Here is a 26,865-nt window from a genome sequence, read left to right as displayed (position 1 = left end):
TTTTTGAGCCGAAATTGAGCCAGTTTCGGGAATTTATTAGCCTTTTGCAAAATGTGGACATTCATCCATCTTCTTTAGCAACAAATACAATGAATTCTGCAAACGGCTCCGATAACCCGTGCGTATTTGATGATGAGGTGAACTACTTGCAGCTAGCAGCAAGCCTTCTCATCTTACCTACCGGGTCTCTGCACGCCCGTAATTCCACAGAAGTCTACGCAGTTCCTCCTCGAACTGAAACTTTTCTTTCTCAGGTATCGTCTGAATTATTAAAAGGGGGAAAGAAAATGAAACGTATAATCATTATAATCGTGATCGTTTGTAATACCTTTTATTCAAATATCGGTAGTGCTACTAGCTGGGTAGAATTAGATCCACAGCAGGTTATAAATAGAGCGGAAGTAATTGTGATCGGGGAATATGATGTTTCGCCCCAAACATCTATAAAATCAAATAATCCAATATTTCTAGGTTTGAAATTTAATGTAACGAAAGTATTGAGAGGAACAGCCCCCAATCAAATTACTGCAGGGATTGATCGATATGATGTTGGCTGGGTAGAAGAGTTTCAAAATTCTGGAGGGCAGTTTCTGTTGTTTTTAGAAAAAAGAGAAGAAGATGACTTTTTGGTTCCGGTGGGAGGACCAAATGGCATGATTCAGGTGAAGGATGGAGTCATAATACAACAGAGCGATTCAAGTGTTTTTGGAGAATTCCTGAAAATGGATCAGCTCCACATAAGCGAAGAAACCAAAATAGAATCCGAAACGACTCATGTCAACTCTGATAACCTACTAAGTAAAATGGCTATCGGTATATTGTTTCTAACTATCCCGCTCATCTTTTTTGTTAGACGAAAAAAGAACTTAAATTAATAGAGGTAGAGGTCCGTCCCTGTGAAGAGGGACGGACCTCTGAAATGATTGATCTATTTAAATGAGCGGGGTCAATAGCTTTTAAACTTAACAATGACGATAGCTGTAACACCGATTTGACCAGGTTGGACACTTGTGCTTTCAGCGGCGGCTTTGACATATGTTGTACTTACAAGGGGAGCACTTATAGGCGTAGTTTGTTCTGTTATGGAATGGGGCTTAGGGTTAAGCTGTTGCCCGGATTGATTGCTTAATGTTAATGCATTTTGGTATGCCTTCTGGTACGCCAGGGAGAGGGCTTCCTGGTAGGATTCCTGGGGGTCTGAGTTTACAAATTGAATATTTTCAACTCGATTAGCCCCCATCTTAATGGCGTCATCAATGATCATTCCAATGCTCTCAATATTATTAATGGTTACCTGAAAAACTTGTCGCACTTCATAACCTGTAAAAATCTGTTTTCCATCTTCATAGTTATATTGTGGAAAGATTTGATAAGTGGAGGTTTGAATATCTTTTTTCGGTACTCCATTATCAATAAACGATTGAACGACGCTATTGGAGATTTGTTGATTTTGTTTTTGAGCCACTTCAAGATCCTCGTTTTTTGTTACTACACCTATTGATACAACTGCTTGGTTGGGTGCTACATAAAGTGTATGCTCACCCGAAACTGTGATGGTCCCATTATCTTTAGTTGTTGTTCTGTAATAGGGATATGAATACATTTGATTCACTACACACAAGTGAAGGATTCAATTTTTTTCAAATCAATTCCATAATAGACCCAAGCGTATCCAATCCAGCGCCAACCTGATACGGAGCGACGACCTACATAGGTAGGATAGAACCAGAAGGAATCTCTACGTAACCAAATGTAAGTATATCGATATAAGCACCCACGGATACTACCAGGATCTACGGCATAAAGACTAGGTCCGCCTGCGCCTCCTTGTGCAGCACTTGTAACATTGGTTTTTTGGGGCTGATAGCTTGGTGGTGGTCCAGGCGGTTGGCCTCCTCCTCCTTGCTGCCCGCCGGGTGGGGGAGAACTCGGTGCACCTTGACCTCCTCCAGGGAAACCAGGAAATCCTTGACCTCCACCAGGGCCACCGGGGAATCCCGGGAAAAACTGTCTGTGATCGTACATTGAAGAACCTCCTCATAAACGAATTCCTATTATTTTATGAGTAGGCAGATGTTCTGTGCGTGTCTGTGTAGATTTCACTTCAATTGAAAGTAAAGAACCGCCCATTTCAAGAAATAGGCGGTTTCATATAGTGAGGTTAAAGTGCTTTTTTCATAACAGCTTTTAGAGTTTCGGCTGAATGCTTAAACTGTTTTTGTTCCTTTTCATTTAACGGTAATTCAACTATATTACGGACACCATCTCGATTAATGATGGCTGGGACTCCAATATAGATATCATCCTGACCGTATTCACCTTCAAGAAGAGCTGATATGGTTAATATACTATTTTCATTGTGTAAGATCGCTTTAGTAATACGGACAAGTCCCATGGCAATTCCATAATAGGTAGCTCCTTTACGTTCGATAATATGATAAGCAGCATCTCGAACATTGACGAAAATGTCTTCTAATTCATCTTGTGTTGTTTTTTCTTCCAGGTTGACGATTCCACTTAACTGACTAGCTCCAATGGTCGTATGGCTCCATACAGGAAATTCTGTATCTCCATGTTCACCCATAATATAGGCATGGATGTTTCGAGTGTCGATTTCAAATTTTTCTCCTACTAAATAACGAAGTCTCGCCGTATCTAAAATGGTACCTGATCCAATCACTTTCTCTTTAGGTAAACCAGAGAATTTCCAAGTCGCATAAGTTAATATGTCTACGGGGTTTGTCGCAACTAAAAAGATTCCATTAAATCCACTATCCATAACAGATTCAACAATGTTTTTAAAGATTTTTACGTTTTTCTCTACCAAATCCAATCGTGTCTCGCCAGGCTGTTGGTTAGCACCAGCTGTAATGACAACGATATCAGCATCATGACAATCACTATAATCCCCTGCATGAATTTTCATGGGAGAAGCAAAGGCTAGTCCGTGATTTAGATCACGTGCATCTCCGTCTGCTTTCTCTTTATTAAGGTCTATCATAACAAGCTCGTGAGCAACACCTTGATTTAACATAGCAAAGGCAAAACTTGAACCTACAAAACCTGTGCCGATTAAAGCAATTTTATTTGTGTTCTTTGTTTTCATATGAAATCAACCTTTCCAATCGTTCATTTTTATTATGTAGCCTACTTAAAGTGGGCTACTCATGGAATAAAAATTTATTGTGAAGTAATTCACAATAAAAGAATAACATAAAATTTGCAGAAGTATAAGTGATAAAAATCACATGTAAAGGTTTTCATAGATATTTTAATGAAGGGTCAATACTCTGTCACAATGTAAATAGTTCTATACAGAGGGACGGACCTTAAATAGGTAGGTCCGTCCCTCTTAGTCTATAATGATGAACCGCAGTTGTCACAGTAGATGGCGTCTCTGGTGTTGGTTTCGTTGCAGCTGGTACAGGATTTGTAGAGGGGTTTACCGCACTGGGTACAGTATTTGGAGTCTGGCTGATGGGTTGCGCCACAATTTGGACAGGTATAACCTGTCTCATTTCCTTCACGCATGGCTGTTGATAGGTTTCTAATTCCTTCCTGGCTTTCTTTAGTGAAGTAGTTAAAGGAATCCTTTGCTACGGGTGTATATTCACGAGCCTGATATTTTGCAAGTTTTCCACCGTATCCTAATCCAGAAAGAAAAAATCCAACGAATGTAATAGGCATGCCGATAAAAGCGAGATAAAATGTGTTGGGTTCCGGTCCAAAACTCATTGGTGAAAATAAGGGAGCTACCCCTTTAACCATTAAGAATATCCCTATTAATACTAAAATAGGGCCAATGACTTTGAAAAAACGACGAAGTGATTCGTGCTGTTTCGTTATAAAAGGCTTTTTAGGATCTTTCATTGACATCCTCCTCAGTCTACTATTCTCTTACAAGTATATACGGTTTACATCCTTTAAAGTTTCATAGTTAGTAGAGTTATAAAGGATTCTTACATTATTTGCTGAATTAATACTTAAAGAAATCTATGAAGAGGTGCAAATATGGTCTATTCAAAAAATAAAATACATATTCGTCCAGTAGAATTGAAGGACAAACAAATCCTTGCCAAATGGTTATCTAACCCGGTGGTTCTCGAGTATTATGAAGGCAGAGACCGCCCATTTAATCAGCATACAGTTCAAGAGAAATTAATTCATCGTACAGGTGGAGTGACTGGCTGCATCGTAGAGTATGAGGGAAAGGAGATTGGCTATCTTCAATACTATCCTTTAGATAAGGAATCCAAAAAGAAATATGGTTTTAGCATAAAGGAAGAAAATATTTATGGAACCGATCAATTTATTGGGGAAGCAGAATATTGGAATAAAGGGATAGGGACGGAGTTAGTACAAACAATGATGGAATTTCTAATAAAGGAAAAGGGTGCAAAACGCCTGGTTATGGACCCTATGATTTGGAATGAAAGAGCCATTAGATGTTATGAGAAATGTGGATATAAAAAAAATAGGATTTTGCCTGGAAATGAGCTGCATGAAGGTGTATATCATGATTCGTGGTTGATGGAATATGTGGAGGAAGTGCTGTTGAAATAAACAGCACTTTTTTTGTTGAATGGTAGAAATAACCATGAAAGTAGTGTAATATTACACTAAATTAGTAATTTTATAGAATGAGGGATAACAATGAAAAAATATTTACTTGGCGTACCTTTTAGTATATTGGCGTTACTATTGTTTATTTTGCTTAGAAATGAATTTAGCTTGTGGACTTCTTTTCTATCGTCTGTTCTTGCAACATTAAGTATTTTTTGCATTTATCTCATCAAATCAAAACCACTCCAACAGGAAGTTGTACAACTCTCAGTAGGAATTGGTTTGGTTTATTTACTGCTTTCTTCAATGGGGATAACCATTTTCCCACGAGAAAACATAAGAGATTTAGGAGATATCGTCATGCCTTATATCTATTCCATTTTGTTTAGTTTTCTTTTAGCCATTACGCTACTGATTTTCGGGTTGCTCCTAGTCAAAATAAGATCATTGGGAGAAGCAAACTCCAAATATTAACGATGTAATTTACTGAAAAAATGAAACTCTTTGTCCAGTCTTTTCGTAAAAGTAATAAGGGATAGAAGAAACAATGAATTATGATGGGGTTATTCACGGTCCTTCTCATAATTGAAGTCATCATTGTATTAACTGTGTTGAAAATGAATAAAGGTCTAATGTGGGGGAATCGTCAAAAAGGAATCAATCAACAATCTTTTTTCATCGAGTGTCCTCAATGTCATAGAAAAATAAAAAGACAAAAAATGTTCAACAGGGTTCTTATTGTTATACAAGTTTTTAAGTAAAGGTGCGATTTAACATGAAAACTCATTTATACTTCGTAAGACATGCCCATTCAACCTATACTCCTGATGAATTAAATAGACCCCTATCAGAAAACGGGAGAATAGATGCCGATCATGTTACTAATTTTTTGATTAAAGAAGACATACAAATCGTTTGTTCAAGTCCTTACAAAAGAGCTATTGAGACGGTCAATGGAATTTCTGAATACATAGACAAAGAAATTGTTATATTTGAAGACTTGAAGGAACGGACATTGTCAAAACAACCAGTGGAAAATTTTAATGAGTCCATAACAAACGTTTGGAACAATCCCTCGTTTTCTTATGAAGGTGGAGAATCCAATCTTGATGCACAGGAGAGAGGGATATCAGCAACTCATTCTTTATTAGAGAAATATAGAGGGAAAAAAGTGGTTATAGGTTCTCATGGAAACATTATGGTCTTAATAATGAATTATTTTGATCGTAAATATGATTTTCAGTTCTGGAAAGAGCTCAGTATGCCAGATATTTATAGATTGACCTTTGAAGAGAACAATCTTGTTGATGTGAAACGTATTTGGAATAGAACAAACTAATGAACATATGAAAAAATACCGTTCACAAGTGAACGGTATTTCGTCGTTAATGGGGGAGAAAAGCTAATTGATAGAAGAACAATACTGCAAACAAGTAAACGAGTGGATGTACTTGCTTCCATTGTCCTTTTACAACCTTTAATAGCGGATAAGTAATGAATCCTAATGCAATACCCGTTGCAATGCTTGATGTAAGGGGCATGCTTAAAATAATTAAGAATGCAGGGAATGCTTCATCGAGTTGATCCCATTTAATATGAGATATGCTTCCCATCATTAAGCTACCTACGATGATAAGGGCAGGAGCAGTGATGGCTGAAATGCCGGATACAGCACTGACAAGTGGACCAAAAAAGGCTGCTAGGATAAATAGAATGGAAACAGTCAACGTCGTTAAACCTGTTCTTCCTCCAGCAGAAACTCCCGCAGATGATTCAATATATGCTGAAGTTGGACTTGTTCCGAACATGGCACCAACAGTTGTTGCAATAGAATCGGCTAACAATGCTTCCCGAGCTCTTGGCATTGTATTTCCCTTCATTAAACCAGCCTGCTGAGCCACTCCAACCATCGTCCCGGTTGTATCAAAAATAGTTACAAGTAAAAAGGAGAAAACAACGGCATACAATCCATAATGAAATACATCAGCGAAAGCTGCAATTGGATTGGCTATGATTAATCCTTCCGGGAGATGAGGAAGAGCCATAAATCCTTCTTTAAATGATAACTCGCCTGTGAAGAACGCAATGAGTCCAGTCACGATCATTCCAATAAAGAGAGCTCCATGTACATTCAATACCATTAAAACTAGCGTGACAGCCAATCCAACCAGAGCAAGAATAGCTGAAGATGAATGCAGGTCACCGAGCTGAACTAAGTTTGTTGGATGAGCTTCAATTAGACCTGTTAAACGAAGTCCGATAAAAGCAATGAATAACCCAATACCAGCAGTAATACCATGTTTTAAATTTTGAGGGATGGCCTCTATCAATTTTTTTCTGAATGGGGTTAAGGATAATAGTACAAATACAATACCTGCTACAAATACAGCAGAGAACGCAACAACATATGAAATATCATCATTCGCACCTACGACTGAGTAGGTAAAGTATGCATTTAATCCCATTCCAGGTGCAATGGCAATAGGGTAATTTGCAAACAAAGCCATCCATAACGTTCCGATAACGGCAGAGATAATAGTAGCTAAGAATACTTGATCAAACGGTACACCTGCATCTGATAGAATAATCGGATTGACAATCACAATGTACACCATTGTTAAAAATGTCGTCAGACCCGCAAGAATTTCTGTTTTTGGATTAGTACCGTGTTCCTTTAATTTAAACATTGTAAAACCTCCATAAAAAACGAACATTAAAATAGCACAAGTAATATAATATTCGGTATTAAGGTTGAATTCAAGGGATAAGCCAAAAATATTTTTGAAAAATTATTATGAAACCCCTTCCAAACTCGTTCCTTTTTCGATAAGATGTTATCAATTATAGAGTAAAGGTATAAAATCTCCACTTTTAAAATACATTTTACTCAGTTGATTCAACAACCTCCAAGAAAGGAGCGGATTGAACGTGTACTCAAAGCTGCAAAAAAAATCAATCTCTTATCAGATTGAACATATCACACGATCCTTAGTCGCTCTTAAAAGCTATAATGGTACAACGGATGAAAATAAAAAGGCTCAATTTATATATGATATCATTTGTTCATTTCCTTATTTTCAGCAAAACCCGGAAAGGGTCTGGCTTCAGGACATTCCAAATGACCCTGTCGGGAGAAAAAATGTTTTTGCATTGGTTGATGGCCAATCTACTAAAACAATTTTATTTCATGCTCACTATGATACGGTAGGGACCGATGATTATGGAGCTTTGCAGGATATGGCCCATGACCCCGACTTCCTGCAAAAGTTTTTTATGGACTATGAAGGTGAAGAAAAGGTAAGAGAAGATGCTATTTCCGGGAATTGGCTCTTCGGTAGAGGATCCCTGGATATGCAAAGTGGTATTGCTGTCCACCTTGGAAATCTTCTGTATTACACTGAAGCAAAAAAGCCAGAAGGGAATTTACTCTTCTTATTTAATGGCGACGAAGAAAGTGAACATGCTGGAATGATCCATGCTCTTCAGGAACTAAAGCGCTTGAAAGAAGAAGGTTTTGACTATTTAGCGGCTATTAACACGGATTTCATTTCACCTATATATGACGGTGACTGTAAACGATATATTTATACGGGAGCAGCCGGTAAACTTCTACCCAGTTTTTATATTTATGGAAGGGAAGCACATGTTGGAGATGTGATGACGTCCATCGACCCTACGATGGTTGCATCTAAAATTAATCTGGAAATCAATCAAAATTTGGATTTGGTCGAAAAGATACCAGGTGAATTTACATTACCTCCGTCCTGCCTGTATTTTAAAGATGATAAGAATACGTATAATGTACAGACCCCTTTAAGTGCTTCTCTTTACTTTAATTACTTTGTGTATGAGAAAACAGCAAGGGAAGTTCTATATGAAATGAAAAAAGTTGCCCTGAAAGTTGTTGGAGAATTAGAAGAAAGAAGTAAGAAACAGTTTGAAGCTTATAGAAGTTATCATGGTTTTCCAGAAAGAGAATTCTCGTGGGAAATAGAGGTTCTGACTTTAAGAGAGTATATTTTCTGGCTAAGGGAAAGAGGAATTAATCCAGATCCTGTTTTGGAAAAAGTCTTTCGTGATAAAGAAGGGGAAGACCGTCGAACCATTGCCTATTCCATGGTCGAAGCCCTGCAGCATCTTGATCCTGACAGAACACCAAGAGTCATCATTTTCTTTGCACCACCATTCCTGCCTCATAATTATGTTAACGAAGAAAATGAATACGGAAAAAAAGTCAGAGAAGTACTGGGGAAATGCTTAAATCGCATATCGCAGGAAACAGGAGAAGAATTTGTTATTAAACGATTCTTCCCGTATTTAGCTGATGGCAGCTTTCTTTCACTTCATGAAGAAGATGAAGATATCGATATTTTCAAAAAGAACCTCCCCCTTATTGATCGTCTCTATCCTGTTCCAATTGATACGATTAGAAGTCTCAATATCCCATCCATTAATATTGGGGTATATGGGAAGGATGGTCATCAATGGACAGAGAGAGTATATAAGCCATATACTTTCTCCGTTTTACCGGAGATCATTCAGGAAGTGACAAAGGAACTGTTAGAAATATAATGAACAAGAGCTAAGCTTCAATGCTTAGCTCTTGTTTTGTGTTGGTAAAAAGGAGCCTTTGTTGAAAATAAGACTTTATTGTTGATAATATATTTTCTCTTCTATTTAGGGTTGATAATAAATGTTTAAAAGTTAAAAATAAAAGTAAAGAAGTTAAAAATAAATGTTTAAAAGTTGATAATATCCTGTTTTATAAGAAGAGAGTTTACTAAAAAGGAATATTTTATGGATAGAATCTGTTCATTTAAAAACCATTTTTGATCCAAAACAAAGCTTAATTTGATACACTTTTAGTTTAAGGGATAATCCTGAGGCATGTATGTAAAAGTCATTTAGGAAGTGTGCGCTTTTGAGGAATATCAAGGTTGGAATTGTTCTTATTGTTTTTAGTTTAGCCTTATATATTATTAAAGCCTTTTTTACATTACAATTAGGTCCAAACGTATCTCTAATTATGACAAAAAAACTGATAATCCCTTTGAGTACTTTTAAGGTGATCGTTGATGCCGCTTCAACTACAGTCTTAATTTCGGGGATTATTTTTATTATTGTAGGCAAACGTAATACAGCAAATAAATAAGTTGATTTAATAAAAAAGGAGGTGGAATTAGTATGCAAATTCCACCTCCAAAAGCTATGCCGTTTGCTGAATCAGATATATTATTCTGCCCAATCAATCAAGTTGCGAATATCTAAACGTCCTGACTTACGAGCTTTTTGAAGCGGTTTTCCAATTGTAATGAGCATGATTGGAAGGTATCGATCAGAAACATTAAATTCTGATACGAGGGCAGCCGGGTTGAATCCACCAATTGGACAAGTGTCCCAGCCTTCTGCTTTTGCAGCAAGCATAAATTGCATAGCTGCTAATGAAGCATTACTAAATGCAGCATCTCGTGGGTACTCTTCACGACTGTAGGCACCATCAATTTGCCCTTTTAAAATGTTTTTGATTTCAGCTGTCATTTCTCCATTTTCAACTGCTGGATCAAAGACAGGATCTACTTTTTTATTTGCTTCTAAGTCTCCAAGCACTGCAATGACAGCGGAAGCGTCTTTCACTTGTTGTTGATTATAAGCAATTGGAAGTAATCGCTCCTGGACCTCTTTATTATCGAATACAAGGAATTGCCAGTGTTGAAGGTTCCAGGCAGATGGAGCTTTTCCAGCTGTCTCAAGAATCCCGACTAACTCTTCCCTAGGGATTTCAATTTGTGGATCGTACACTTTTGTAGAACGTCTTTCGTCAATGATTTCATAAAAATTATTCATGAGTAATTCCTCCTTGGTGTTCAAAAGGTGTTATAATATGGTATATATTTGTACGTTACTTACTTTTTGTAAGTTCATATACAACAAACATAATATAACTGACGCTGGTTTAAGCGTCAAGCAAAAAGACTTTAGGGATGTGTTCAATATGATGGAATCAAAACTTTGCCCAAAATACGAGGAAGCCTTTAAACTATTAGGCAAGCGTTGGATTGGCGTGATTATAAAAGTATTATTTGAAGAAAAGTGCCGTTTTAAAGATTTAAATGCTCAAATCCCAAATATTAGCCAAAAAGTACTTTCAGAAAGACTAAGGGAATTAGAAGAATACGGGATTATTCAACGTGAAGTGTTTGATGATAAGCCGGTAAAAGTCCTATATAGTTTAACCAATAAAGGAAAGGATTTAGAGCCAGTTATGGAAGCTGTGCAATCCTGGGCAATAAAGTGGTTAGATTTGAGAGAAGAATAAGAGGTCTGCTTTTTGTTTTTAAAGCAGACCGGATGAAAAATTAAGCTTTCTCATTTCTGAAGAGATATTCAAAGGAATCATTTTTATCTTTAGGTGTATAAAAATCAATCGGTTTTAACGCTAAATAGCTGCCTCCTACAATGATGGTACAAAGAACAGGTAAATATAAAATGCTAAGCATGAGCATTTCCTCCTTTTGGATCGTTTAGGAAAATGAACCTTAAACCTACTTTAAAGTGTGAAACGCGTTTCATAGCAAGTTTTTATCAGAAAAAAATTTAGGGGTATGTTTATGGCAAATATTCGAAGAATTGCTGAGTTAGCAGGGGTATCCGTTTCTACTGTTTCAAGAGTTTTAAATAAACATCCTTATGTAAAAGAGGACAAACGACAAAAAGTCTTGGAAGCAGTGAAACAATTAAATTACATAAAGAATGCCAATGCCGTTCATCTCTCAAAAGGAAAAACGAATAGTATTGGGGTCGTATTGCCTTTTATGAATTTACCTTACTTCGGTGAAATTCTTCAAGGAATTGCAGGGGAGGCATTGAAGCACGATTATCACCTTCATATCTTTCAAACGAATTATGATAAGAGTGTGGAGCTCGATGCCTTTCACCGGCTGAAAATGAAGGAAGTAGACGGACTCATTATCTCATCCAGGTCAAATTCCCTTGACGCTCTTCTACCATTTTTGGATGGTGCAAATGTTGTATTTTGTGAAAACTTATCCGGGGAAAAGTGTAAAAAAGTGTTTATCAATCATTACCAGGGAGTTCGTAACGGAATGGAGTACTTGTACTCAAGTGGTCACACTAAGATAGGTCTTTGCTTACACCGTAAATTTGGAACAAACAGTGAGGAGAGAATTCGTGGATTTTATGATAGTGCTAAAGCCGAAAAGCATCCTCTTTTAGAAGATTGGATTTTTAATGATTGTTACAAACTAGAGGATGGAAGAAGAGTGGTTCATCAGTGGGAGGAATTGGAGAACAAACCTACTTCTTTAATCGTAACCAGTGATCAGGTTTCCGCCGGTATTTTGTCAGAGGCAAAAAAAAGAGGTATTAGAATTCCTGAGGATCTCGCTATTTTAAGCTTTGATAATCATCCGATCGCAGATGCTCTGGATATAACCTCCTACGATGTACCGATAAGAAAACTGGGAGAAGAATCATTCAAATTGTTTTTACAGGAGGATAGTTTCGCTTCTACAGTTCTAGAAACAATACTGTATGAAAGAGGGACCGTATAAAAGGATAAGTGTTGAAAAATAAATAAGAGGGAAAACTGATGATGGAGCAAAATAGGGAGGCGTATAGAGAATGCTTGGCAATAAAGAAGAGAAAATCCTGGTCATAGTAATGTTTGTTGTTGCTTTATTCCTTCTATTTTCGATTGTAAGAAGATACATTATGTAAAAAAAGAATATCAGGTTCTTTTTCAATAAATAAAGAAAATGACGTATGGATATCCATACGTCATTTTCTATTTATAAAGGGTAGTGAAATTTAACTTAGTAATTGATATTATTTTACTAATGTCAATTTCAGTGTCACTTGGAGTATAGTTTCCTTTTTTCTAACGGGCAAAATAGGTGAAGAAGGAAGAGAATAAAAAAGGATTGTCGATTTAGCAAATCCTGATTTGGTAAATCACAAATAAGAAAACTAGATGGAGGGGATTTTGTGACCCAAGAGGAATTTTGGACAAATATAGGACCTTTTTTCTTTTTGTTTGCTGGGTTATTTATGATTTATGCTTCAGTAAAATATACTAAAGAATATCACGAAAAAATTGATTGGGAAAATGAGAACTGAGCTGGTTTAACTTCACAATTGATTTTAAGGGACTCCCCCCATTGGTTATTAAAAATAATTTTTGGTTTAGTCGGAGTATTTTTGATTGGTCTTTGCTTTTATCTACTAATCATATGGAACTAAAATAGCTAATTAAACCAGTTGCTAAGTGCAAACTAAGTAAACTCGCCGTAGGTAATGGCGAGTTTTGTTTTTTATATGCCAATCTCATTTAGGCACGAATTTTTACGTAAATTATGCTTTTAAATAGAGAGACTAATCGTTGACCGCTCGCTCGCTTCCCGCAGCGGAAATCAATTCCTACTTACTTATCTGAAATAGCAACAACCTTTACGAAATCAGTCATCTAGAAACAACTTGTCTTCATACTTTTCACATAAACCCCATATGATTATAGTAACGAAGTGGTAGGTGAAGAAAGGATGTTTAAGGAATTTAAACAGTTTATCTCTAGGGGCAATGTAATTGACTTAGCGATTGCCGTCATCATTGGAACTGCATTTGGAAAAATTGTTGAATCTCTTGTTCAGGACATCATGATGCCATCCTTTGGGGTCTTGATTGGTGGGATAAACTTTGAGGGCATTCATTTTACCATTAGAGCTGAGGTGATTGAAATAGGCAAGTTTCTACAAGCATTTGTAGACTTTACCCTAGTTGCAATAAGCATCTTTCTAATGATCAAGGTAGTAAATAGAATAAAAGGGGGAGACAAACCGTATAAAGTAAAAGCAGCAACAAATTTAGAAGTTTTGCAGGAAATTAGAGATATTTTAAAGGAAGACCGACCAACTGATCCACTTCAGGAATCAAGAAATCCTATGGATACCCACACAAAATCAGGAATGAAAATACAGATGAGATCCGATAGAAAAGCTCGATAATCTCTATCATTGCCTAAATCCTACTTTTATAGTAGGATTACTTTGTATTATGAAGAGAAATTCATTATAAAACAAATGGGGTAATGATCTTGAAAAAGATTTATGTTATTCATGAAAATAGCGAATGGACCAATCATTTAACTTCTCGTCTTGATGAACTCCAATTACCATATGAGGAGTGGTTTCTCGATGAAGGAATGGTTGATTTGTCAACAGAGCCACCGGAGGGAGTTTTTTATAATCGAATTAGTGCCTCCTCTCATACAAGGGACCATCGATATGCACCTGAGTTAACTGAAAGTGTACTTTCGTGGTTGGAGTTTCATAATCGAAGGATTTTAAACGGTAGTCGAGCTTTGCGTTTAGAAGTAAGTAAAGTAAATCAATACATGGCATTAAATGCTTCTCAAATAAAAACACCTAAAACGATTGCCGCTGTTGGAAAAGAACAAATCATAAAGGCTGCTGAAAAACTCGATAAACCTTCTTTCATTACCAAACATAACCGTGCTGGAAAAGGTTTGGGTGTTCAGCTTTTTCATTCCATTGAGGCATTAAAGAACTATGTGTATAGCGACTCATTCGAAGAACCATTAGACGGAACGACCCTTATTCAGGAGTATATCAAGTCTCCAGATCAGTCGATCACTCGTTGTGAGTTTATAGGAGGAAAATTTGTATATGCTGTAAAAGTCGATACGTCCAAAGGATTCGAGTTATGTCCTGCTGATGCCTGCCAGGTGGAAGATTTATTCTGTCCAGTGGGAGAGAAAGAGGAAAAGCCCATGTTCGAAATTATTGACCAATTTTCAAACGAAATGATTGATCAATATGAATCATTTTTAAAAGCAAATAAAATAGATGTTGCAGGAATTGAATTTATTCAAGATGAAAATGGAGTCATCTATACCTATGATGTGAACACAAATACGAATTATAACAAAGATGCAGAAGGTGTTTATGGTAAATTTGGAATGCTGGAACTGGCAAAATTCCTTGGAGAACAATTAGATGAAATATAATCGACTAACCCTCTTGTTTTCTTTCAGGAGGGTTAGCTTTTTTTTTTGGAGGGTCTTATGTTGAAATGAATGTAACGGAATTATTACGGTTATGATAAAATCATTTTATAATCTTATTTGAAAGGCCGCGGGACAAATTCATATGATTATTTTTAATCAAGATGTTATAAATAATTTATTCTATATACTATTGAGCATCTTTTTAATCTTTTTTCTTGTAGAAAAAAAGACAGTAATAGGATGGTATTCAAAACTGGTTACGACGTTATCATTTAGTTTAGCCATCATATTTTGCATGCTGTCGCCAATTTATCAAAATCCATATTGTGTACATGATTTGAGAATGATTCCCTTTGTACTTGGAATTATGTATGGTGGACCATTTACAGGATTTGGTCTATTAGTAGTATTATTAGCTTCTCGAACCATGCTATATGGTTGGAGTTTCGTTGCGTTTGTCATATATGTGGTCATGTTTATCGTCACCATCGCTCTAATGAGGTGGTTTAAATTCGCTGCTATGACTAGTCGGCAGAAAATCATTTTTTCTGTAATTCTATTTACTATTCATTCAATTAATTCTGCTCTGATCGCTAAATACCTTACCGTTTTCTTCATTGATCAAAATTATGTGATTAACTTTATTCTACTTCCTTCTTTAGGGATGCTTATCATTACATACATATGCGAAACATTAGTAAAACAAATTCACATGAACCGAGCACTGGTGAAAATGGAAAAAATAGAGGTTCTAGGGCAGCTGGCGGCAAGTATTTCTCATGAAGTAAAGAATCCTTTAACCGTCATGAAAGGGTTCTTAAAGCTGTTAAACGAAAAAAATATTCCCCTGGAAAAAAAAGAGCAGTACATCAACATAACTTTATCAGAATTAAATCGTGCCGAAGAAATCATTCATGATTACCTTGCCTTTGCGAACCCAAATTCTGAACAGCTGGAAGAAATCTCTGTTGAAGAGCAGCTGAGTAAAGTCATAGACCTGTTAGAGCCGATCATTCTTCAGCATTCTGTTTCTATTAAGAAGGGACTAGAACCTGGTCTGATCAAAGGCAATACTAGAAGTTTTCAGCAAGCGTTCTTAAACATTATTAAAAATGCCTTGGAGTCAATGCCTCAAGGAGGAGATCTATTGGTTACCTCACTAGTCCAACAGAACAAAGTGATTATTGCTATTCGTGATAACGGCAAAGGTATGTCACCTGAGGAGACTTGTCGCTTAGGAGAACCTTATTTTTCTACTAAAGAAACTGGAACTGGACTTGGTTTAATGATATCTTACCGAATCATCGAGGCGATGAAGGGGAAAATTTCAGTAGAGAGTCAAATTGGGAAAGGAACTACTTTTTTTATTGAATTTGTAGAAGCCAGAGAAAACTCTTCATCCTAGGATGAAGAGTTTTTTTCGCTAATGCTTGTGTTTTGGAGCAGACTAAGCAGTCCTCGTTTTTATTTGTTGAATTCTTACCAATAATCTGATAATATGTATTTCTGCTCCCAAACGCCTACATAATTTTTACAGATTTCTATATGTCTCATTTAACGTGTTCCTTCACTGAGAGTCGTTACCTCAGTCGAACGGTAAAAGACGTTTTTTTTCCATTGCGGCTAACTACAATTGGAAGGAGAAATTTATGACGAAGGAATCAACTTTTCACCCCGATTTCACGAATGAATCAGAGCGATTGGAATTTACCAAAAGGTATATTGATGTCGTCATTGAAACATCCCAATCAAGTAAAGAAAAGTATAAAGAAAATATGGAGAGAGCCTTTGGTGATGTTGACTGGGGAGAGTCGAGTGCTGCTTATATCGATATCTTAACCAACTCCAGTTTTTTTGAGATGTCAAAGGAAGAACTCGAATTGCTTCTTAAGGCAAAGAACAAACCATATTTTGCACGTATTGATTTTAAAAACAATGATTCTCTTAAAACAGAAAAACATTATATCGGTAAGACTTCCTTATATCAGCGTGAGAATCAGGAACAGATTATTGTTGATTGGCGTTCTCCCATTGCGAATCTTTATTATGAAGGCAGAATAGGTGAGGTCACCTATGAAGCCGAAGACGAAACATATAAAGGTGATTTATCCTTAAAACGACAATACATGATTGAAGACGGCCAATTAGAAGAGATTAGAGATATTGACTTAACGACCACAGATGAGCTTCTTCAAGATTCGTTAGCGAAAAGTTCCAGTAATCGTCTTACGGAAATTATCTCCACCATTCAAGAAGAACAAAACCGGATTATTCGTGCAGATTTGAACAAACCCATCATTGTTCAAGGAGCAGCTGGAAGTGGAAAGACAACGATTGCTCTTCACAGAATCTCCTACTTTATTTACAACTATAAACAGCAATTCGATCCCAGGCAGTTAATGATACTGGCTCCAAGTAATTTATTTATTGATTACATCTCAGAAGCACTCCCAGAGCTTGGAGTGGAAAAGGTGAGACAAACCACATTTACTGAGTATGTTATGACCTGCTTGGAAAAAAAGCTGAAGCTTGTAGATGACAACAAGCTTATCCAATTAATTGAAAAGCATGATGAAAAGGTAGTGACCGCTTCCTGGATAGCAGGCTTTAAAGGATCTAAAACCTTTAGAAAAATCCTTGATCAGTATATAGAAGAAATAGAACAGCGATTTTATACTTCGACTGATTTCTATGTGGATAAATACAAGCTTTATACAGCCAAGAAATTCACTAGCCTTTTTAAAGATGAATACACCTATTTGCCCATATATCGCCGAATGGATAAATTAAAAGCTTTATTACAAAGCTATGTCAGGTCGAATAAGAAGCAAATGATAGAAAAAGTCGAGAAGTACTTCGATGAGAAAATTGAGATGGCCCTTTATAAACGATCAAATGCCGGGAATCGAAAGGAATATGTTTCAAAGGCTTTAGATAAAAAAGCAGAGAGAGTACTTGAAATAAAGAAAGCCATTCGAACAAGTGTGACTCAGTATTTAAAACAATTTGAAAAGAAAAGCTTAGAACAATATTTTGAAGAGTTATTTTCTGATCCTGAGAGACTAGTAGCTTATTCAGGAGGAGAACTAAGTATAGAAAAGGCAGAGAAACTATGCTTCTATACCATGACCTATAATAAGAAAAAGAAATTTGAAGTAGAGGATTTAGCAATTCTACTTTATTTGCAAACTCATTTGTTTGGAATCGATAAATTTTACAAAGCGAAAAATATCGTCATCGACGAAGCTCAAGATTATAGTTACTTACAGCTATATTCGTTAAAACGAGCATTAGAGACTGATATGTTCACTTTAGTGGGAGACCTGGCTCAAGGGATTCATTCTTATCGAGGTTTGCAATCCTGGGAACTTGTCTATAAAGATGTGTTTCCAAGGGCGACTTATACAGAGTTGCAAAAAAGCTACCGTACAACGATTGAAATAATGAATGAAGCCAATAAGCTTCTTAGCCTTCTTCCATACGAGTTTCCAAAAGTGAATCCCGTAGTAAGACATGGAGACGCTCCCGTTACTTATACTTATCAAACCCTAGATGATTTAGGGGATTTTGTTGGAGAACAAGTAAGGATGGGAAAGGAAGAAGGATTTCAAACTTTTGCAGTCATAGGGAAAAGTTTGAAGGATTGCGAAGAGATAAGGAAGGTTCTTCAAATATCTATCCCCGGGAAAGTGAAGCTATTAAAGGAGCAAGAATCCATTCCTAAGGACCAGGTGGTTGTCGTACCATCCTATTTATCAAAGGGACTGGAATTTGATGTCGTCATGATTGCAGCTATCAATGAAAAATTCAATCGGGAAAATGAACTCGATATTAAACTGCAATACGTCGCCATGACCCGCCCACTTCATAAACTCTCCTTTATCGGAAAGAATAAAGAACAATTTATCCTTAGAGAATAAAAGTATGATACTAAAGGTCCGTCCCTCGATCGAGGGACGGACCTTTAGTTGTTATTGATAGATTATTACAATCACATCCCAGTAGGCTCTACACCATTAACGTCGGAGGAGGAATTTACGACGGAAATTGGAATAATCGATCCGGAATAGGCCTTGATCGGTCCAAATTAGGAGTGATTTTTCTATTGAAAGGGCAAAACGATCCGAAATATCTCTTAATCGATCCGAATTTTTAAAAACCGATCCATTTTTACGTATTATCGATCCAAATCATGAAAGAATCGGTCTGAAACAACCCTTAATCGATCTATTTTCCATTTTTTACAAAAATAGGCGTGAGTAGATTCATAACTATTAGAGATCTCCCAACTAGAATAAAGGAATAATAACGTACAATCATAACATTAGCCATAATGACTGTTAGTTTGTAAAATGAAAAAAGGAGGGATGCTAGATGTTGAAAAATTTAGGGAGCACGAAAACGTTACATAATGGGATTGAAATTCCATACGTAGGATTAGGTGTCTATAAAATGAAGGATCCAGCTGAGACCGTACAAGCGGTTCAAACAGCGATTCAGTCAGGGTACCGTTCCATCGATACTGCTGCCATCTATGAGAATGAAGAAAGTGTAGGGCAAGGTGTTAAAGAATCTGGAGTTTCTAGGGAAGACTTATTCATTACTTCTAAAGTGTGGAATAGTGATCAAGGGTATGACTCCACTTTAAAAGCATTTGAAACAAGTCTAAAGAAACTTGATATGAATTACTTAGATCTTTATTTAATCCACTGGCCAGTGGCAGACAAGTATAATGATACTTGGAAAGCCCTTGAAAGACTTCATAATGAAGGTCTTGTCAAATCCATTGGAGTAAGCAACTTCCATCAGCACCACCTAGAAGATTTAATGAGAAACAGCACTGTGAAGCCGGTTCTTAATCAAATCGAATTACACCCGCGTATAAATCAGGAAAAGCTAAGAGACTATTGTGCTTCAAAAAGCATTGCGGTTGAGGCTTGGTCTCCGATCGCACAGGGAAGAGTGTTAGACGAGCCGACATTAAATCATATCGCTGAAAAGCATGGTAAATCACCTGCTCAAGTGATATTACGCTGGCATCTTCAAAATGACGTCATTATCATTCCAAAATCTGTCCATGCAAACCGTATAAAAGAAAACGGAGATCTATTTAACTTCGAACTATCTCTTGAAGAAATGAATCAAATCAATGGACTAAACCTAAACGAACGTTTCGGCCCGGATCCAGATAACTTCGATTTCTAAAAATAAAAACCACATCAGAGGTCCGTCCCTTTTAAAAGCTGAGGGACGGACCTCTTGTTTATTTTAGGCGAGAAAATTTTATATTGTTGTTGACATGGATTTGTAGTGTGGTATACAATTATCTCGAAATCAAAATAAATACTTTCGAGATAAATATTATTTTTTTACGCATATATCTCAAATTCAAGATATATTATTTAATAATAACTGAATTTGAAATGTTTGAAATTTAATCTCGATGGGAAGACATAAAGGAGGAATATTATGACAGGATTAGCTGCGTTTGGACTATTGATTATTCGTTTAGTAGTAGGTTTAACCTTTGCTGCTCTCGGTTCTCAAAAATTATTTGGGTGGTTTGGTGGTCATGGACTTCAAGGAACAGGTGGATTTTTTGAGTCAATTGGAATTAAGCCAGGGAAGACAATGGCTCTGATAGCAGGTATTGCTGAAGTAGCCGGTGGATTAATGTTTGCTGCTGGTTTTCTAACACCAATTGCTGCCATTCTAATCATTGCTACTATGGTGATGGCGATTGTGAAGGTACATGGACCAAATGGTTACTGGTTGACACAAAACGGCTCAGAATACAATGTAATGCTTATTGTCGTTGCACTAGGTGTAGCACTTGTAGGAGCCGGAAACTTTTCAATAGATGCATTATTATTTAGCTAAATAAACAGAATTTTTTTGAGGTGATAGTAAATGATTAAACTTTACCCTGGAGATGAAAGATATCAGGCAGATCATGGATGGTTGAAAAGTTGGTTTAGTTTTTCTTTCGCCGAGTATTTCGATGCTAACAACTTAAATTTTGGTCCAATGCGAGTACTGAATGACGATATTATTGCTCCTAAAAAAGGCTTTGGAGCTCATCCTCATAGGGACATGGAAATCGTGTCAATTGTATTGAATGGGCAGTTAAAGCACGAGGATAATACAGGAGAAAAAGCCGTAACCACCTATGGAGGCATTCAACGAATGACGGCTGGAACCGGCGTGGTCCATTCAGAAGTAAATCCTTCGGTTGATGAAGAGGTGAACCTGCTACAAATGTGGTTCCTCCCTGAAGAAAAAGGATTAACACCTTCATATGAAAAGACAGAATTTGATGTAAGTCAACTTAAAAACCAACTGTTACCGGTTGTTTCAAAAAGATATGCAAATGGAGATGCTGTTGCCAATATACATCAAGATTTAACCATTTATCTTTCTGAATTAGATTCTAATAAAACATTTGAATACGAGCAGGAACAAGGGAGAAACATATTCTTCTTTGTTTTGGAAGGCTCTGTAATGATAAATGAAGTCACATTAAATCGTAGAGATTCAGCAAGAATTTCTGATACTACGAAGCTTCATATAAAAGGAATTGAAAATTGTAGGTTTATGTTGATCGATTTACCTGCATAATATGTTTGTGTTTCATTGATTTACCATAAATATATTAAATTTAAAGGAGAGATTTTGATTATGTCTAACGTAAAACTAGCAATCATGTACTACAGCTCAACTGGAACTAACTATCAGATGGCAAAATGGGCAGAAGAAGCAGCTAAAGAAGCAGGAGCAGAAGTGAAGTTGGTTCGTTTTGAAGAAACAGCGCCTGAGGCAGCGATCTCATCAAACCCAGCCTGGGAAAAGCATTATAATGAAACAAAAGATATAGTACCAGTTGCCACTCTTGATGATTTAGAATGGGCAGACGCCTACCTTTTCAATGTTCCTACTCGATTCGGTAATGTGCCATCTCAAGTGAAATCGTTCTTAGATACAACGGGTGGATTGTGGTTCCAAGGGAAATTGGCGAATAAAGTGGTAAGTGCAACGTCATCTGCAAGCAACTCTCACGGTGGTCAAGAGCAAACAGTTCTAGCTCTTTATACAACAATGATGCACTGGGGAGCTATCATTGCTGCACCAGGCTACACAGATCAATCCAGTTTCACAACAGGTGGAAACCCTTATGGAACAAGTGTAACCGTTGACCAAGAAGGAAACATGGTGGAAGCCGTTGAGCCGGCAGTAAAACATCAAACACGCCGCACAATTCAAATTGCTGAAGCTGTTAAAAAGGGTCTTCAATAATTTAAAAATAGATTAGTTAAAAACCGTGTGAGTTCACTCACACGGTTTTTTTAATTTAGAAAAAAAGGTAATTCCAGCTGAAGTCATATATAAATATAAACAGTATTATAGAGTAACGGCAAAATTAAAAGGAAATGGGATCAAATATAGGACAAAGCTTAATTCTAATCTAAGAGGAACAGACCCTTTTAGAGATTCATCTGGTACTATTGAAATTTATGTACTGGAAAAGGATAAATATTCAATCATAAAAAAACTACCATTTTCATCATGAAAAGGTAGTTTTTTTGATAGGGAAGGAGAATGATTATTTTAGGATAAAAAAGGTAGGTCTTCACATTTTGCTTCACATGTTATTGCTTCTTCAGTCAATGGATGAGGAAATGAGACATTCTTAGCGTGTAAGGCTTGTCGTGCACAGTCCGGTTTTCCTCCATAGAGAATGTCTCCAACCAGGGGATAACCAATAGAGCTCATATGAACACGAATTTGATGGGTTCTGCCGGTATCTAGCTGGATTTCTAATAGGGTGTTATCTTTTTTGTTTTCAATTTTTTTATAATGGGTAATGGCTTCTTGGCCAGATTGAGATACTCGTCTTCTCGTATTGTGGTGGCGATCTCTTCCTATTGGCTCAGCTATTGTTCCTTTTTTCTGCTTTACCCTGCCGTGAACGAGTGCAGCATACATTCTTTTAATTTTCCTATCAGAAAGCAAGCGATCAAGAATAGCCTTGCTTAAAGGATGCTTAGCAAAAATAATGGCTCCGGATGTATCTCGATCCAATCGATGAATGTGCAAGACACGACAACTTTCTCCATTCATTTGATGGTGAAAGGCAATAAAGTTTGCCAGGGTGTTTGTATCATCTGGATGATTAGGGTGTGTGTCTACCCCTGCTGGTTTATTGACTACAATCAGGTGGTCATCTTCGAATAAAACCTCAATTTCACCATAAGTGGGGGGGACATCGTAGTCTACATTTTTGAAAAGATGTATTTGTACAGTATCCCCTGGAGAAAGTGGTTGATTCCAAGGAATCATTTCTCCGTTTACTTTTATATCATTCTCCATTCGCATAGAGTGAACGAGTTTTTTTGGTGCTTGCCAATGATCTTTAAGGATGGTATTAATCGTTACATTTTTCCAATTTGAAGGAAGGACTAGTTCAAATAGTGATCCTTTTTTCTGTGTTTTCATCAAAAAGCTCCTTTAAAAGACAAAAATCTTATACTTTTGTAGGTGTTTATACCTATCCCCCCACCTAATAGACCCAATTCATGGGTATAATTACCACGCTTGAGGTTCTATTTCTATGTTATTCTTAATATATCTATTACAGAGAGATTACAATCATTACAAAGGTGGGTTTGATGGTGAAAGTTTTACTAGCATCAACACATGAACAAGAAGAAAAAATACAAGAATTAATCAGTTATATGTATTGTACTATTTTCCCTGATTATTTCACAGATGAAGAGATTGAACAATTTGAAGACATGCAGGTTTTACATACGACGACTCGGAACTTTGAATATTTTGGGACACTTAAGGAAGCTTTCCAAGTCATCTCAAGCATACAAACCATCATTTCGATTGTAGAAAGTGGTTCAAAAGAAGATGTGTATGAGGAAATGTTTTATCACAATGCGCAAATTCTTCAAGGCTTTGGTATGTTTTTTCCGTTGTCATTTGACCAATTTAATGAAGATTCAGATTGCAGACATAGCTTGAGCGTTTATTCAAAAGCGGTCAACCAGTTATTAGTATAAAACGAAATTGTAAGAAAATATAGAAAAGTGTGTTTAGAAGGATTAAAAGAGGGAAAATAGCTTGTAATAAGTTAATACTGAGGATACAACGTATCTTCATCTTGAAATTCCTCCTCATTGAAAGGGGCTGACTCGTGGAAAAGGTCAGCCCCTCTTTTTTATGGCTATTTTCTTATTAGATAGTTAGGGGAACAGCTCCGCTTGCAGCGAGGAGCCTTCTCAGCTTCGCTTCCGGGATCTCGATAGAGGAAATCAACCTCTACTTTTTCAATTGCCACAAAGTACATAACAGCCTTTCAAATAAGAAGGTTTTAAAAATAGGTTAAAAACGAGTAATAAAAATATAAAAGAAGTCTAATTCATATGAATTAGACTTCTGATGTGTTTTTATTGAAGGTTTTCTTCAAAGAAACGTTTGAATTCTTCTTCAGGTTGTTCTCCTACGATTCTCGATGATTCTTTACCGTCTTCAAAATGGACAAGAGTGGGAGTAGCTTCTATTCCATATTGATTCCAGCCCTGTTCGAATTCTTTTAAATTGTATTGAACCATATTTACATCCATTTCTTCAGCAAGAGGAGCGAGTACTGGTGTCGTTCTTTTACAGTGAATACAATCTGAGCTATAAAAATAGACAGTCGCATCTTCTTTATTGCTTAATTTTTCCTCTAACTCTTCTGGAAGAATGACATTCTGATAATTAGGGTCATCTAAAAGTTCCACTGTAGAAGGGTCTAGATTGTCCTTTTTGAACATATTACCTTCTGCCTTTTGGCTGTTTTGTATGTTTGTGATAATAGCAATTGCCCCGAATAAACCGACAATGACAACTAAAAATATGATCATTTTCTTCAATTTACTTGTCCTCCTTTAATGCTTTTAAAACTAATATACTCAGAATAAAGATTAAGCTGAATCCACATAGTGCCAGGAATGGAATGGTCACAAAGCCCACCCAGTTTATATATTCACCTGTACAGGGTACGCGGCCACAAGCCGGCGCGCTTTCTGAGAGAAATGAAATTTTTTGAATAGAATAATGATATACCGATATACAGAGTCCGATGCCTGATAAGATTAAAGAATATAAAGCCGTTTTAAAGTCTTTGCGAACGTAAGCGACTCCTAATAGAATCACCATAGGGTACATAAAAATTCGTTGATACCAACATAGATGACAGGGTTCATACTTCATTATCTCGGAGAAGTATAAACTCCCAAGAGTTGCAATGACAGAAGTAGCCCATGCAAAAAATAACAGTGAATCTGCTTTTTTCTTCATATTGTAATCCTTTCTTCATATATTCTATCAAATTATAGTATGTTATTATTATAAAAGTAAAATGGTATAAACCGAACCGACAAATATGATATTTTTTTAACGATTATTGCAAACGATTGCACAAGCTTTTATATAGTTTTTAGGAGGAGAATACGTATGACAAAACAATGGTGGAAAGAATCGGTTGTATATCAAATTTATCCCCGCAGCTTTATGGATTCCAATGGGGATGGAATAGGTGATATTAAAGGGATTATCTCTAAATTAGACTATTTACAAGAATTAGGGATCGATGTTGTTTGGTTATCTCCTGTCTATCAATCTCCAAACGATGACAATGGATATGATATTAGTCATTATAAACAAATAATGGACGAGTTCGGTACAATGGCAGACTGGGAAGAAATGCTTGAAGAAATGCACAAGCGAAAGATTAAACTTGTGATGGATCTTGTTGTGAATCATTCTTCAGATGAGCATGCCTGGTTTGTAGAATCGAAGAAATCAAAAGACAATCCTTATCGGGATTATTATATATGGCGATCTGGAAAAGATGGGAAAGAACCGAATAACTGGGAATCAGTATTTAGTGGTTCAGCATGGGAATATGATGAAGCAACGGATGAATACTTTCTTCATCTCTTTTCAAAAAAACAGCCGGACCTGAATTGGGAAAATCCTACTCTCCGTAATGAAATATATGACATGATGAAATTCTGGTTAGATAAAGGCATCGATGGATTCAGAATGGACGTTATTAACTTTATTTCAAAGGTTCCTGGTTTGCCTAACGCTCCAGCTCAAGAGGGCAAAAAATACGCTTCCGGTCATGAGTACTTTATGAACGGCCCTAGGATTCATGAATTTTTACAGGAAATGAATAGGGAAGTTCTATCCCATTACGATTCCATGACTGTTGGAGAGATGCCAGGTGTGACTCCTGATGAAGCTGTGCTTTACACAGGGGAAGACCGTGATGAAGTGAACATGGTCTTTCAGTTTGAACATATGGACGTGGATTCAGGGCCAGGAGGCAAGTGGGATCTGATTCCATTTGATTTAGTGAAATTAAAAAGTATTCTCACAAAATGGCAAACAGAACTTCATGGTAAAGGGTGGAATAGCCTTTACTGGAATAACCACGATCAGCCTAGAATCGTCTCTCGACTAGGAAGCGATGGAGATTATCGTGTGAAGTCTGCCAAAATGCTGGGAACACTACTTCATATGATGCAAGGAACTCCTTATATTTATCAAGGAGAAGAAATTGGAATGACGAATGTTCGTTTTCCATCCATTGATGAGTACAAAGACATTGAGACCTTGAATATGTATAAGGAAAAGCGTGAAGAAGGAAAGAGCCATGAAGAAATTATGAAGTCAATCTATGTAAAGGGTAGAGACAATGCCAGAACACCTATGCAATGGAACTCCCGTGAAAATGCAGGCTTTACTGAAGGCACACCTTGGATTAATCTTAATCCCAATTATGAACAAATAAATGCTGAAGAAGCTTTAAACGATCCGGATTCCGTTTTTTATTACTACCAAAAGCTGATTTCTCTTCGAAAACAGTATGAAATCATTCCATACGGTTCGTTTGAATTACTTGAAAAGGATCACCCATCTCTTTATGCGTACATCCGAACATATGGGGATGAAAAGTTATTGGTCTTGTGCAATGTATCAAGTGACGAGCAGGTAGCAGGTCATGTTGCTGAATTTGATTTATCTAAGGCGGAAATTCTACTTACAAATGATGATGAAAGAGTAGAGCCTTCATTAACTCTTAAGCCTTGGGAAGCAACGGTTTATTATTTGAAAAGGAAATGATACCAAGGAAATCATAAAGAAAGAAACCACTGATAGGAGGTGGTTTCTTTCTTTGATTATGTGAAAAATGTAAAACGGAT

General features: G+C 36.7%; 28 protein-coding genes. 18 read left to right on the top strand and 10 right to left on the bottom strand.

Going from position 1 to position 26,865, the window contains the following annotated elements; genetic code table 11:
- Positions 1 to 287: 287 nt before the first annotated feature.
- Positions 288 to 875 carry a hypothetical protein gene (locus tag IQI_RS06410; RefSeq protein WP_156509855.1) on the top strand — a complete coding sequence of 196 codons (588 nt, stop codon included), beginning with the start codon at positions 288 to 290 and terminating at the stop codon, positions 873 to 875.
- A 71-nt stretch (positions 876 to 946) separates the two neighbouring features.
- On the opposite strand, the gene IQI_RS06405 is transcribed toward IQI_RS06410, so the two are convergent.
- The 4 genes from IQI_RS06405 to IQI_RS06390 all read right to left on the bottom strand — a co-directional run bounded on the left by IQI_RS06405 (position 947) and on the right by IQI_RS06390 (position 3,876).
- A complete protein-coding gene (locus IQI_RS06405; protein WP_064091833.1) occupies positions 947 to 1,603 on the bottom strand; it encodes an SIMPL domain-containing protein in 657 nt (218 codons plus the stop codon).
- Between the two features lie 8 nt (positions 1,604 to 1,611).
- Positions 1,612 to 2,025: a hypothetical protein gene (locus IQI_RS06400; protein ID WP_064091832.1), complete on the bottom strand. Its 414-nt coding sequence runs from the start codon at positions 2,023 to 2,025 to the stop codon at positions 1,612 to 1,614.
- A 136-nt stretch (positions 2,026 to 2,161) separates the two neighbouring features.
- Complete coding sequence (locus tag IQI_RS06395; RefSeq protein ID WP_064091831.1) at positions 2,162 to 3,106, bottom strand: L-lactate dehydrogenase; 945 nt, start codon at positions 3,104 to 3,106, stop codon at positions 2,162 to 2,164.
- Between the two features lie 251 nt (positions 3,107 to 3,357).
- Positions 3,358 to 3,876 carry a zinc ribbon domain-containing protein gene (locus IQI_RS06390; RefSeq protein ID WP_082892611.1) on the bottom strand — a complete coding sequence of 173 codons (519 nt, stop codon included), beginning with the start codon at positions 3,874 to 3,876 and terminating at the stop codon, positions 3,358 to 3,360.
- Between the two features lie 135 nt (positions 3,877 to 4,011).
- Between IQI_RS06390 and IQI_RS06385 the strand changes: the two genes are divergently transcribed.
- From IQI_RS06385 to IQI_RS06370, 3 genes are all read left to right on the top strand, one after another.
- Positions 4,012 to 4,563, top strand: a complete 552-nt coding sequence (locus tag IQI_RS06385) for a GNAT family N-acetyltransferase (RefSeq protein WP_064091829.1) — start codon at positions 4,012 to 4,014, stop codon at positions 4,561 to 4,563.
- Between the two features lie 90 nt (positions 4,564 to 4,653).
- A complete protein-coding gene (locus IQI_RS06380; RefSeq protein ID WP_064091828.1) occupies positions 4,654 to 5,037 on the top strand; it encodes a hypothetical protein in 384 nt (127 codons plus the stop codon).
- Positions 5,038 to 5,338: 301 nt separating this feature from the next.
- The gene (locus IQI_RS06370) at positions 5,339 to 5,902 is read left to right on the top strand and encodes a histidine phosphatase family protein (RefSeq protein WP_064091826.1); all 564 of its coding nucleotides are present in this window, start codon (positions 5,339 to 5,341) and stop codon (positions 5,900 to 5,902) included.
- A 46-nt stretch (positions 5,903 to 5,948) separates the two neighbouring features.
- On the opposite strand, the gene IQI_RS06365 is transcribed toward IQI_RS06370, so the two are convergent.
- On the bottom strand, positions 5,949 to 7,250 hold the full coding sequence (locus IQI_RS06365; RefSeq protein ID WP_064091825.1) for an NCS2 family permease: 1,302 nt from the start codon (positions 7,248 to 7,250) through the stop codon (positions 5,949 to 5,951).
- A gap of 241 nt (positions 7,251 to 7,491) precedes the next feature.
- On the opposite strand from IQI_RS06365, the gene IQI_RS06360 reads away from it, so the two are divergent.
- Both IQI_RS06360 and IQI_RS20565 read left to right on the top strand, forming a co-directional pair.
- A complete protein-coding gene (locus IQI_RS06360; protein WP_064091824.1) occupies positions 7,492 to 9,135 on the top strand; it encodes a M20/M25/M40 family metallo-hydrolase in 1,644 nt (547 codons plus the stop codon).
- Positions 9,136 to 9,484: 349 nt separating this feature from the next.
- Positions 9,485 to 9,715 carry a hypothetical protein gene (locus tag IQI_RS20565; protein ID WP_156509854.1) on the top strand — a complete coding sequence of 77 codons (231 nt, stop codon included), beginning with the start codon at positions 9,485 to 9,487 and terminating at the stop codon, positions 9,713 to 9,715.
- Positions 9,716 to 9,795: 80 nt separating this feature from the next.
- On the opposite strand, the gene IQI_RS06350 is transcribed toward IQI_RS20565, so the two are convergent.
- The gene (locus tag IQI_RS06350) at positions 9,796 to 10,407 is read right to left on the bottom strand and encodes a nitroreductase family protein (RefSeq protein ID WP_064091822.1); all 612 of its coding nucleotides are present in this window, start codon (positions 10,405 to 10,407) and stop codon (positions 9,796 to 9,798) included.
- 148 nt (positions 10,408 to 10,555) lie between these two features.
- Between IQI_RS06350 and IQI_RS06345 the strand changes: the two genes are divergently transcribed.
- Complete coding sequence (locus tag IQI_RS06345) at positions 10,556 to 10,879, top strand: winged helix-turn-helix transcriptional regulator (protein WP_064091821.1); 324 nt, start codon at positions 10,556 to 10,558, stop codon at positions 10,877 to 10,879.
- A gap of 40 nt (positions 10,880 to 10,919) precedes the next feature.
- On the opposite strand, the gene IQI_RS20560 is transcribed toward IQI_RS06345, so the two are convergent.
- Positions 10,920 to 11,060 carry a hypothetical protein gene (locus IQI_RS20560; protein WP_156509853.1) on the bottom strand — a complete coding sequence of 47 codons (141 nt, stop codon included), beginning with the start codon at positions 11,058 to 11,060 and terminating at the stop codon, positions 10,920 to 10,922.
- Between the two features lie 111 nt (positions 11,061 to 11,171).
- Here IQI_RS20560 and IQI_RS06340 point away from each other — a divergent pair, with 111 nt between their 5' ends.
- The 9 genes from IQI_RS06340 (at position 11,172) to wrbA (ending at position 21,898) form a co-directional block, all read left to right on the top strand.
- Entirely contained in the window at positions 11,172 to 12,134 is a 963-nt protein-coding gene (locus tag IQI_RS06340) for a LacI family DNA-binding transcriptional regulator (RefSeq protein WP_064091820.1), read from the top strand.
- Positions 12,135 to 13,121: 987 nt separating this feature from the next.
- The gene (gene mscL, locus IQI_RS06335) at positions 13,122 to 13,583 is read left to right on the top strand and encodes a large conductance mechanosensitive channel protein MscL (protein WP_064091819.1); all 462 of its coding nucleotides are present in this window, start codon (positions 13,122 to 13,124) and stop codon (positions 13,581 to 13,583) included.
- 89 nt (positions 13,584 to 13,672) lie between these two features.
- Positions 13,673 to 14,605, top strand: coding sequence for an ATP-grasp domain-containing protein (locus tag IQI_RS06330; RefSeq protein WP_064091818.1), 933 nt, complete (start codon positions 13,673 to 13,675; stop codon positions 14,603 to 14,605).
- 142 nt (positions 14,606 to 14,747) lie between these two features.
- Positions 14,748 to 16,010, top strand: a complete 1,263-nt coding sequence (locus IQI_RS06325) for an ATP-binding protein (protein ID WP_064091817.1) — start codon at positions 14,748 to 14,750, stop codon at positions 16,008 to 16,010.
- Positions 16,011 to 16,254: 244 nt separating this feature from the next.
- Positions 16,255 to 18,525, top strand: coding sequence for an RNA polymerase recycling motor HelD (gene helD / locus IQI_RS06320; protein ID WP_064091816.1), 2,271 nt, complete (start codon positions 16,255 to 16,257; stop codon positions 18,523 to 18,525).
- Between the two features lie 454 nt (positions 18,526 to 18,979).
- Positions 18,980 to 19,810, top strand: a complete 831-nt coding sequence (locus IQI_RS06315) for an aldo/keto reductase (protein ID WP_064091815.1) — start codon at positions 18,980 to 18,982, stop codon at positions 19,808 to 19,810.
- A 264-nt stretch (positions 19,811 to 20,074) separates the two neighbouring features.
- On the top strand, positions 20,075 to 20,485 hold the full coding sequence (locus tag IQI_RS06310; protein ID WP_064091814.1) for a DoxX family protein: 411 nt from the start codon (positions 20,075 to 20,077) through the stop codon (positions 20,483 to 20,485).
- 30 nt (positions 20,486 to 20,515) lie between these two features.
- Entirely contained in the window at positions 20,516 to 21,223 is a 708-nt protein-coding gene (locus IQI_RS06305) for a pirin family protein (protein WP_064091813.1), read from the top strand.
- A gap of 60 nt (positions 21,224 to 21,283) precedes the next feature.
- Positions 21,284 to 21,898 carry an NAD(P)H:quinone oxidoreductase gene (gene wrbA, locus IQI_RS06300; RefSeq protein WP_064091812.1) on the top strand — a complete coding sequence of 205 codons (615 nt, stop codon included), beginning with the start codon at positions 21,284 to 21,286 and terminating at the stop codon, positions 21,896 to 21,898.
- 312 nt (positions 21,899 to 22,210) lie between these two features.
- Here wrbA and IQI_RS06295 read toward each other — a convergent pair whose 3' ends face one another.
- Positions 22,211 to 23,098, bottom strand: a complete 888-nt coding sequence (locus IQI_RS06295) for an RluA family pseudouridine synthase (protein ID WP_064091811.1) — start codon at positions 23,096 to 23,098, stop codon at positions 22,211 to 22,213.
- A 173-nt stretch (positions 23,099 to 23,271) separates the two neighbouring features.
- Here IQI_RS06295 and IQI_RS06290 point away from each other — a divergent pair, with 173 nt between their 5' ends.
- Positions 23,272 to 23,670 (top strand): DUF5365 family protein, encoded by a 399-nt coding sequence (locus tag IQI_RS06290; RefSeq protein WP_231893391.1) that lies wholly within the window; start codon positions 23,272 to 23,274, stop codon positions 23,668 to 23,670.
- 387 nt (positions 23,671 to 24,057) lie between these two features.
- On the opposite strand, the gene IQI_RS06285 is transcribed toward IQI_RS06290, so the two are convergent.
- Both IQI_RS06285 and IQI_RS06280 read right to left on the bottom strand, forming a co-directional pair.
- Positions 24,058 to 24,525, bottom strand: a complete 468-nt coding sequence (locus IQI_RS06285; protein WP_064091810.1) for a thioredoxin family protein — start codon at positions 24,523 to 24,525, stop codon at positions 24,058 to 24,060.
- A gap of 1 nt (position 24,526) precedes the next feature.
- Positions 24,527 to 24,952 (bottom strand): disulfide formation protein C, encoded by a 426-nt coding sequence (locus IQI_RS06280; RefSeq protein WP_064091809.1) that lies wholly within the window; start codon positions 24,950 to 24,952, stop codon positions 24,527 to 24,529.
- Between the two features lie 156 nt (positions 24,953 to 25,108).
- Between IQI_RS06280 and IQI_RS06275 the strand changes: the two genes are divergently transcribed.
- On the top strand, positions 25,109 to 26,785 hold the full coding sequence (locus IQI_RS06275; RefSeq protein WP_064091808.1) for a glycoside hydrolase family 13 protein: 1,677 nt from the start codon (positions 25,109 to 25,111) through the stop codon (positions 26,783 to 26,785).
- The last annotated feature ends 80 nt before the right edge of the window (positions 26,786 to 26,865 follow it).

Source organism: Rossellomorea aquimaris TF-12 (assembly GCF_001648555.1).
Taxonomy (GTDB): domain Bacteria; phylum Bacillota; class Bacilli; order Bacillales; family Bacillaceae_B; genus Rossellomorea; species Rossellomorea aquimaris.
This window is presented reverse-complemented; position numbering and strand designations above follow the sequence as displayed.

What these genes read in the sequence shown, in the direction of transcription:
- IQI_RS06385 (WP_064091829.1), top strand. Translation starts at nt 4,012, where the DNA reads ATGGTCTATTCAAAAAATAAAATACATATTCGTCCAGTAGAATTGAAG.
- helD (WP_064091816.1), top strand. Translation starts at nt 16,255, where the DNA reads ATGACGAAGGAATCAACTTTTCACCCCGATTTCACGAATGAATCAGAG.
- IQI_RS06400 (WP_064091832.1), bottom strand. Translation starts at nt 2,025, where the DNA reads ATGTACGATCACAGACAGTTTTTCCCGGGATTCCCCGGTGGCCCTGGT.
- IQI_RS06340 (WP_064091820.1), top strand. Translation starts at nt 11,172, where the DNA reads ATGGCAAATATTCGAAGAATTGCTGAGTTAGCAGGGGTATCCGTTTCT.
- IQI_RS06315 (WP_064091815.1), top strand. Translation starts at nt 18,980, where the DNA reads ATGTTGAAAAATTTAGGGAGCACGAAAACGTTACATAATGGGATTGAA.
- IQI_RS06295 (WP_064091811.1), bottom strand. Translation starts at nt 23,098, where the DNA reads ATGAAAACACAGAAAAAAGGATCACTATTTGAACTAGTCCTTCCTTCA.
- IQI_RS06410 (WP_156509855.1), top strand. Translation starts at nt 288, where the DNA reads ATGAAACGTATAATCATTATAATCGTGATCGTTTGTAATACCTTTTAT.
- IQI_RS20560 (WP_156509853.1), bottom strand. Translation starts at nt 11,060, where the DNA reads ATGCTTAGCATTTTATATTTACCTGTTCTTTGTACCATCATTGTAGGA.
- IQI_RS06365 (WP_064091825.1), bottom strand. Translation starts at nt 7,250, where the DNA reads ATGTTTAAATTAAAGGAACACGGTACTAATCCAAAAACAGAAATTCTT.
- IQI_RS06350 (WP_064091822.1), bottom strand. Translation starts at nt 10,407, where the DNA reads ATGAATAATTTTTATGAAATCATTGACGAAAGACGTTCTACAAAAGTG.
- IQI_RS06305 (WP_064091813.1), top strand. Translation starts at nt 20,516, where the DNA reads ATGATTAAACTTTACCCTGGAGATGAAAGATATCAGGCAGATCATGGA.
- IQI_RS06280 (WP_064091809.1), bottom strand. Translation starts at nt 24,952, where the DNA reads ATGAAGAAAAAAGCAGATTCACTGTTATTTTTTGCATGGGCTACTTCT.
- IQI_RS06395 (WP_064091831.1), bottom strand. Translation starts at nt 3,106, where the DNA reads ATGAAAACAAAGAACACAAATAAAATTGCTTTAATCGGCACAGGTTTT.
- IQI_RS06370 (WP_064091826.1), top strand. Translation starts at nt 5,339, where the DNA reads ATGAAAACTCATTTATACTTCGTAAGACATGCCCATTCAACCTATACT.
- IQI_RS06405 (WP_064091833.1), bottom strand. Translation starts at nt 1,603, where the DNA reads ATGTATTCATATCCCTATTACAGAACAACAACTAAAGATAATGGGACC.
- IQI_RS06275 (WP_064091808.1), top strand. Translation starts at nt 25,109, where the DNA reads ATGACAAAACAATGGTGGAAAGAATCGGTTGTATATCAAATTTATCCC.
- wrbA (WP_064091812.1), top strand. Translation starts at nt 21,284, where the DNA reads ATGTCTAACGTAAAACTAGCAATCATGTACTACAGCTCAACTGGAACT.
- IQI_RS06345 (WP_064091821.1), top strand. Translation starts at nt 10,556, where the DNA reads ATGATGGAATCAAAACTTTGCCCAAAATACGAGGAAGCCTTTAAACTA.
- IQI_RS06390 (WP_082892611.1), bottom strand. Translation starts at nt 3,876, where the DNA reads ATGTCAATGAAAGATCCTAAAAAGCCTTTTATAACGAAACAGCACGAA.
- IQI_RS06310 (WP_064091814.1), top strand. Translation starts at nt 20,075, where the DNA reads ATGACAGGATTAGCTGCGTTTGGACTATTGATTATTCGTTTAGTAGTA.
- mscL (WP_064091819.1), top strand. Translation starts at nt 13,122, where the DNA reads ATGTTTAAGGAATTTAAACAGTTTATCTCTAGGGGCAATGTAATTGAC.
- IQI_RS06325 (WP_064091817.1), top strand. Translation starts at nt 14,748, where the DNA reads ATGATTATTTTTAATCAAGATGTTATAAATAATTTATTCTATATACTA.
- IQI_RS06380 (WP_064091828.1), top strand. Translation starts at nt 4,654, where the DNA reads ATGAAAAAATATTTACTTGGCGTACCTTTTAGTATATTGGCGTTACTA.
- IQI_RS06290 (WP_231893391.1), top strand. Translation starts at nt 23,272, where the DNA reads ATGGTGAAAGTTTTACTAGCATCAACACATGAACAAGAAGAAAAAATA.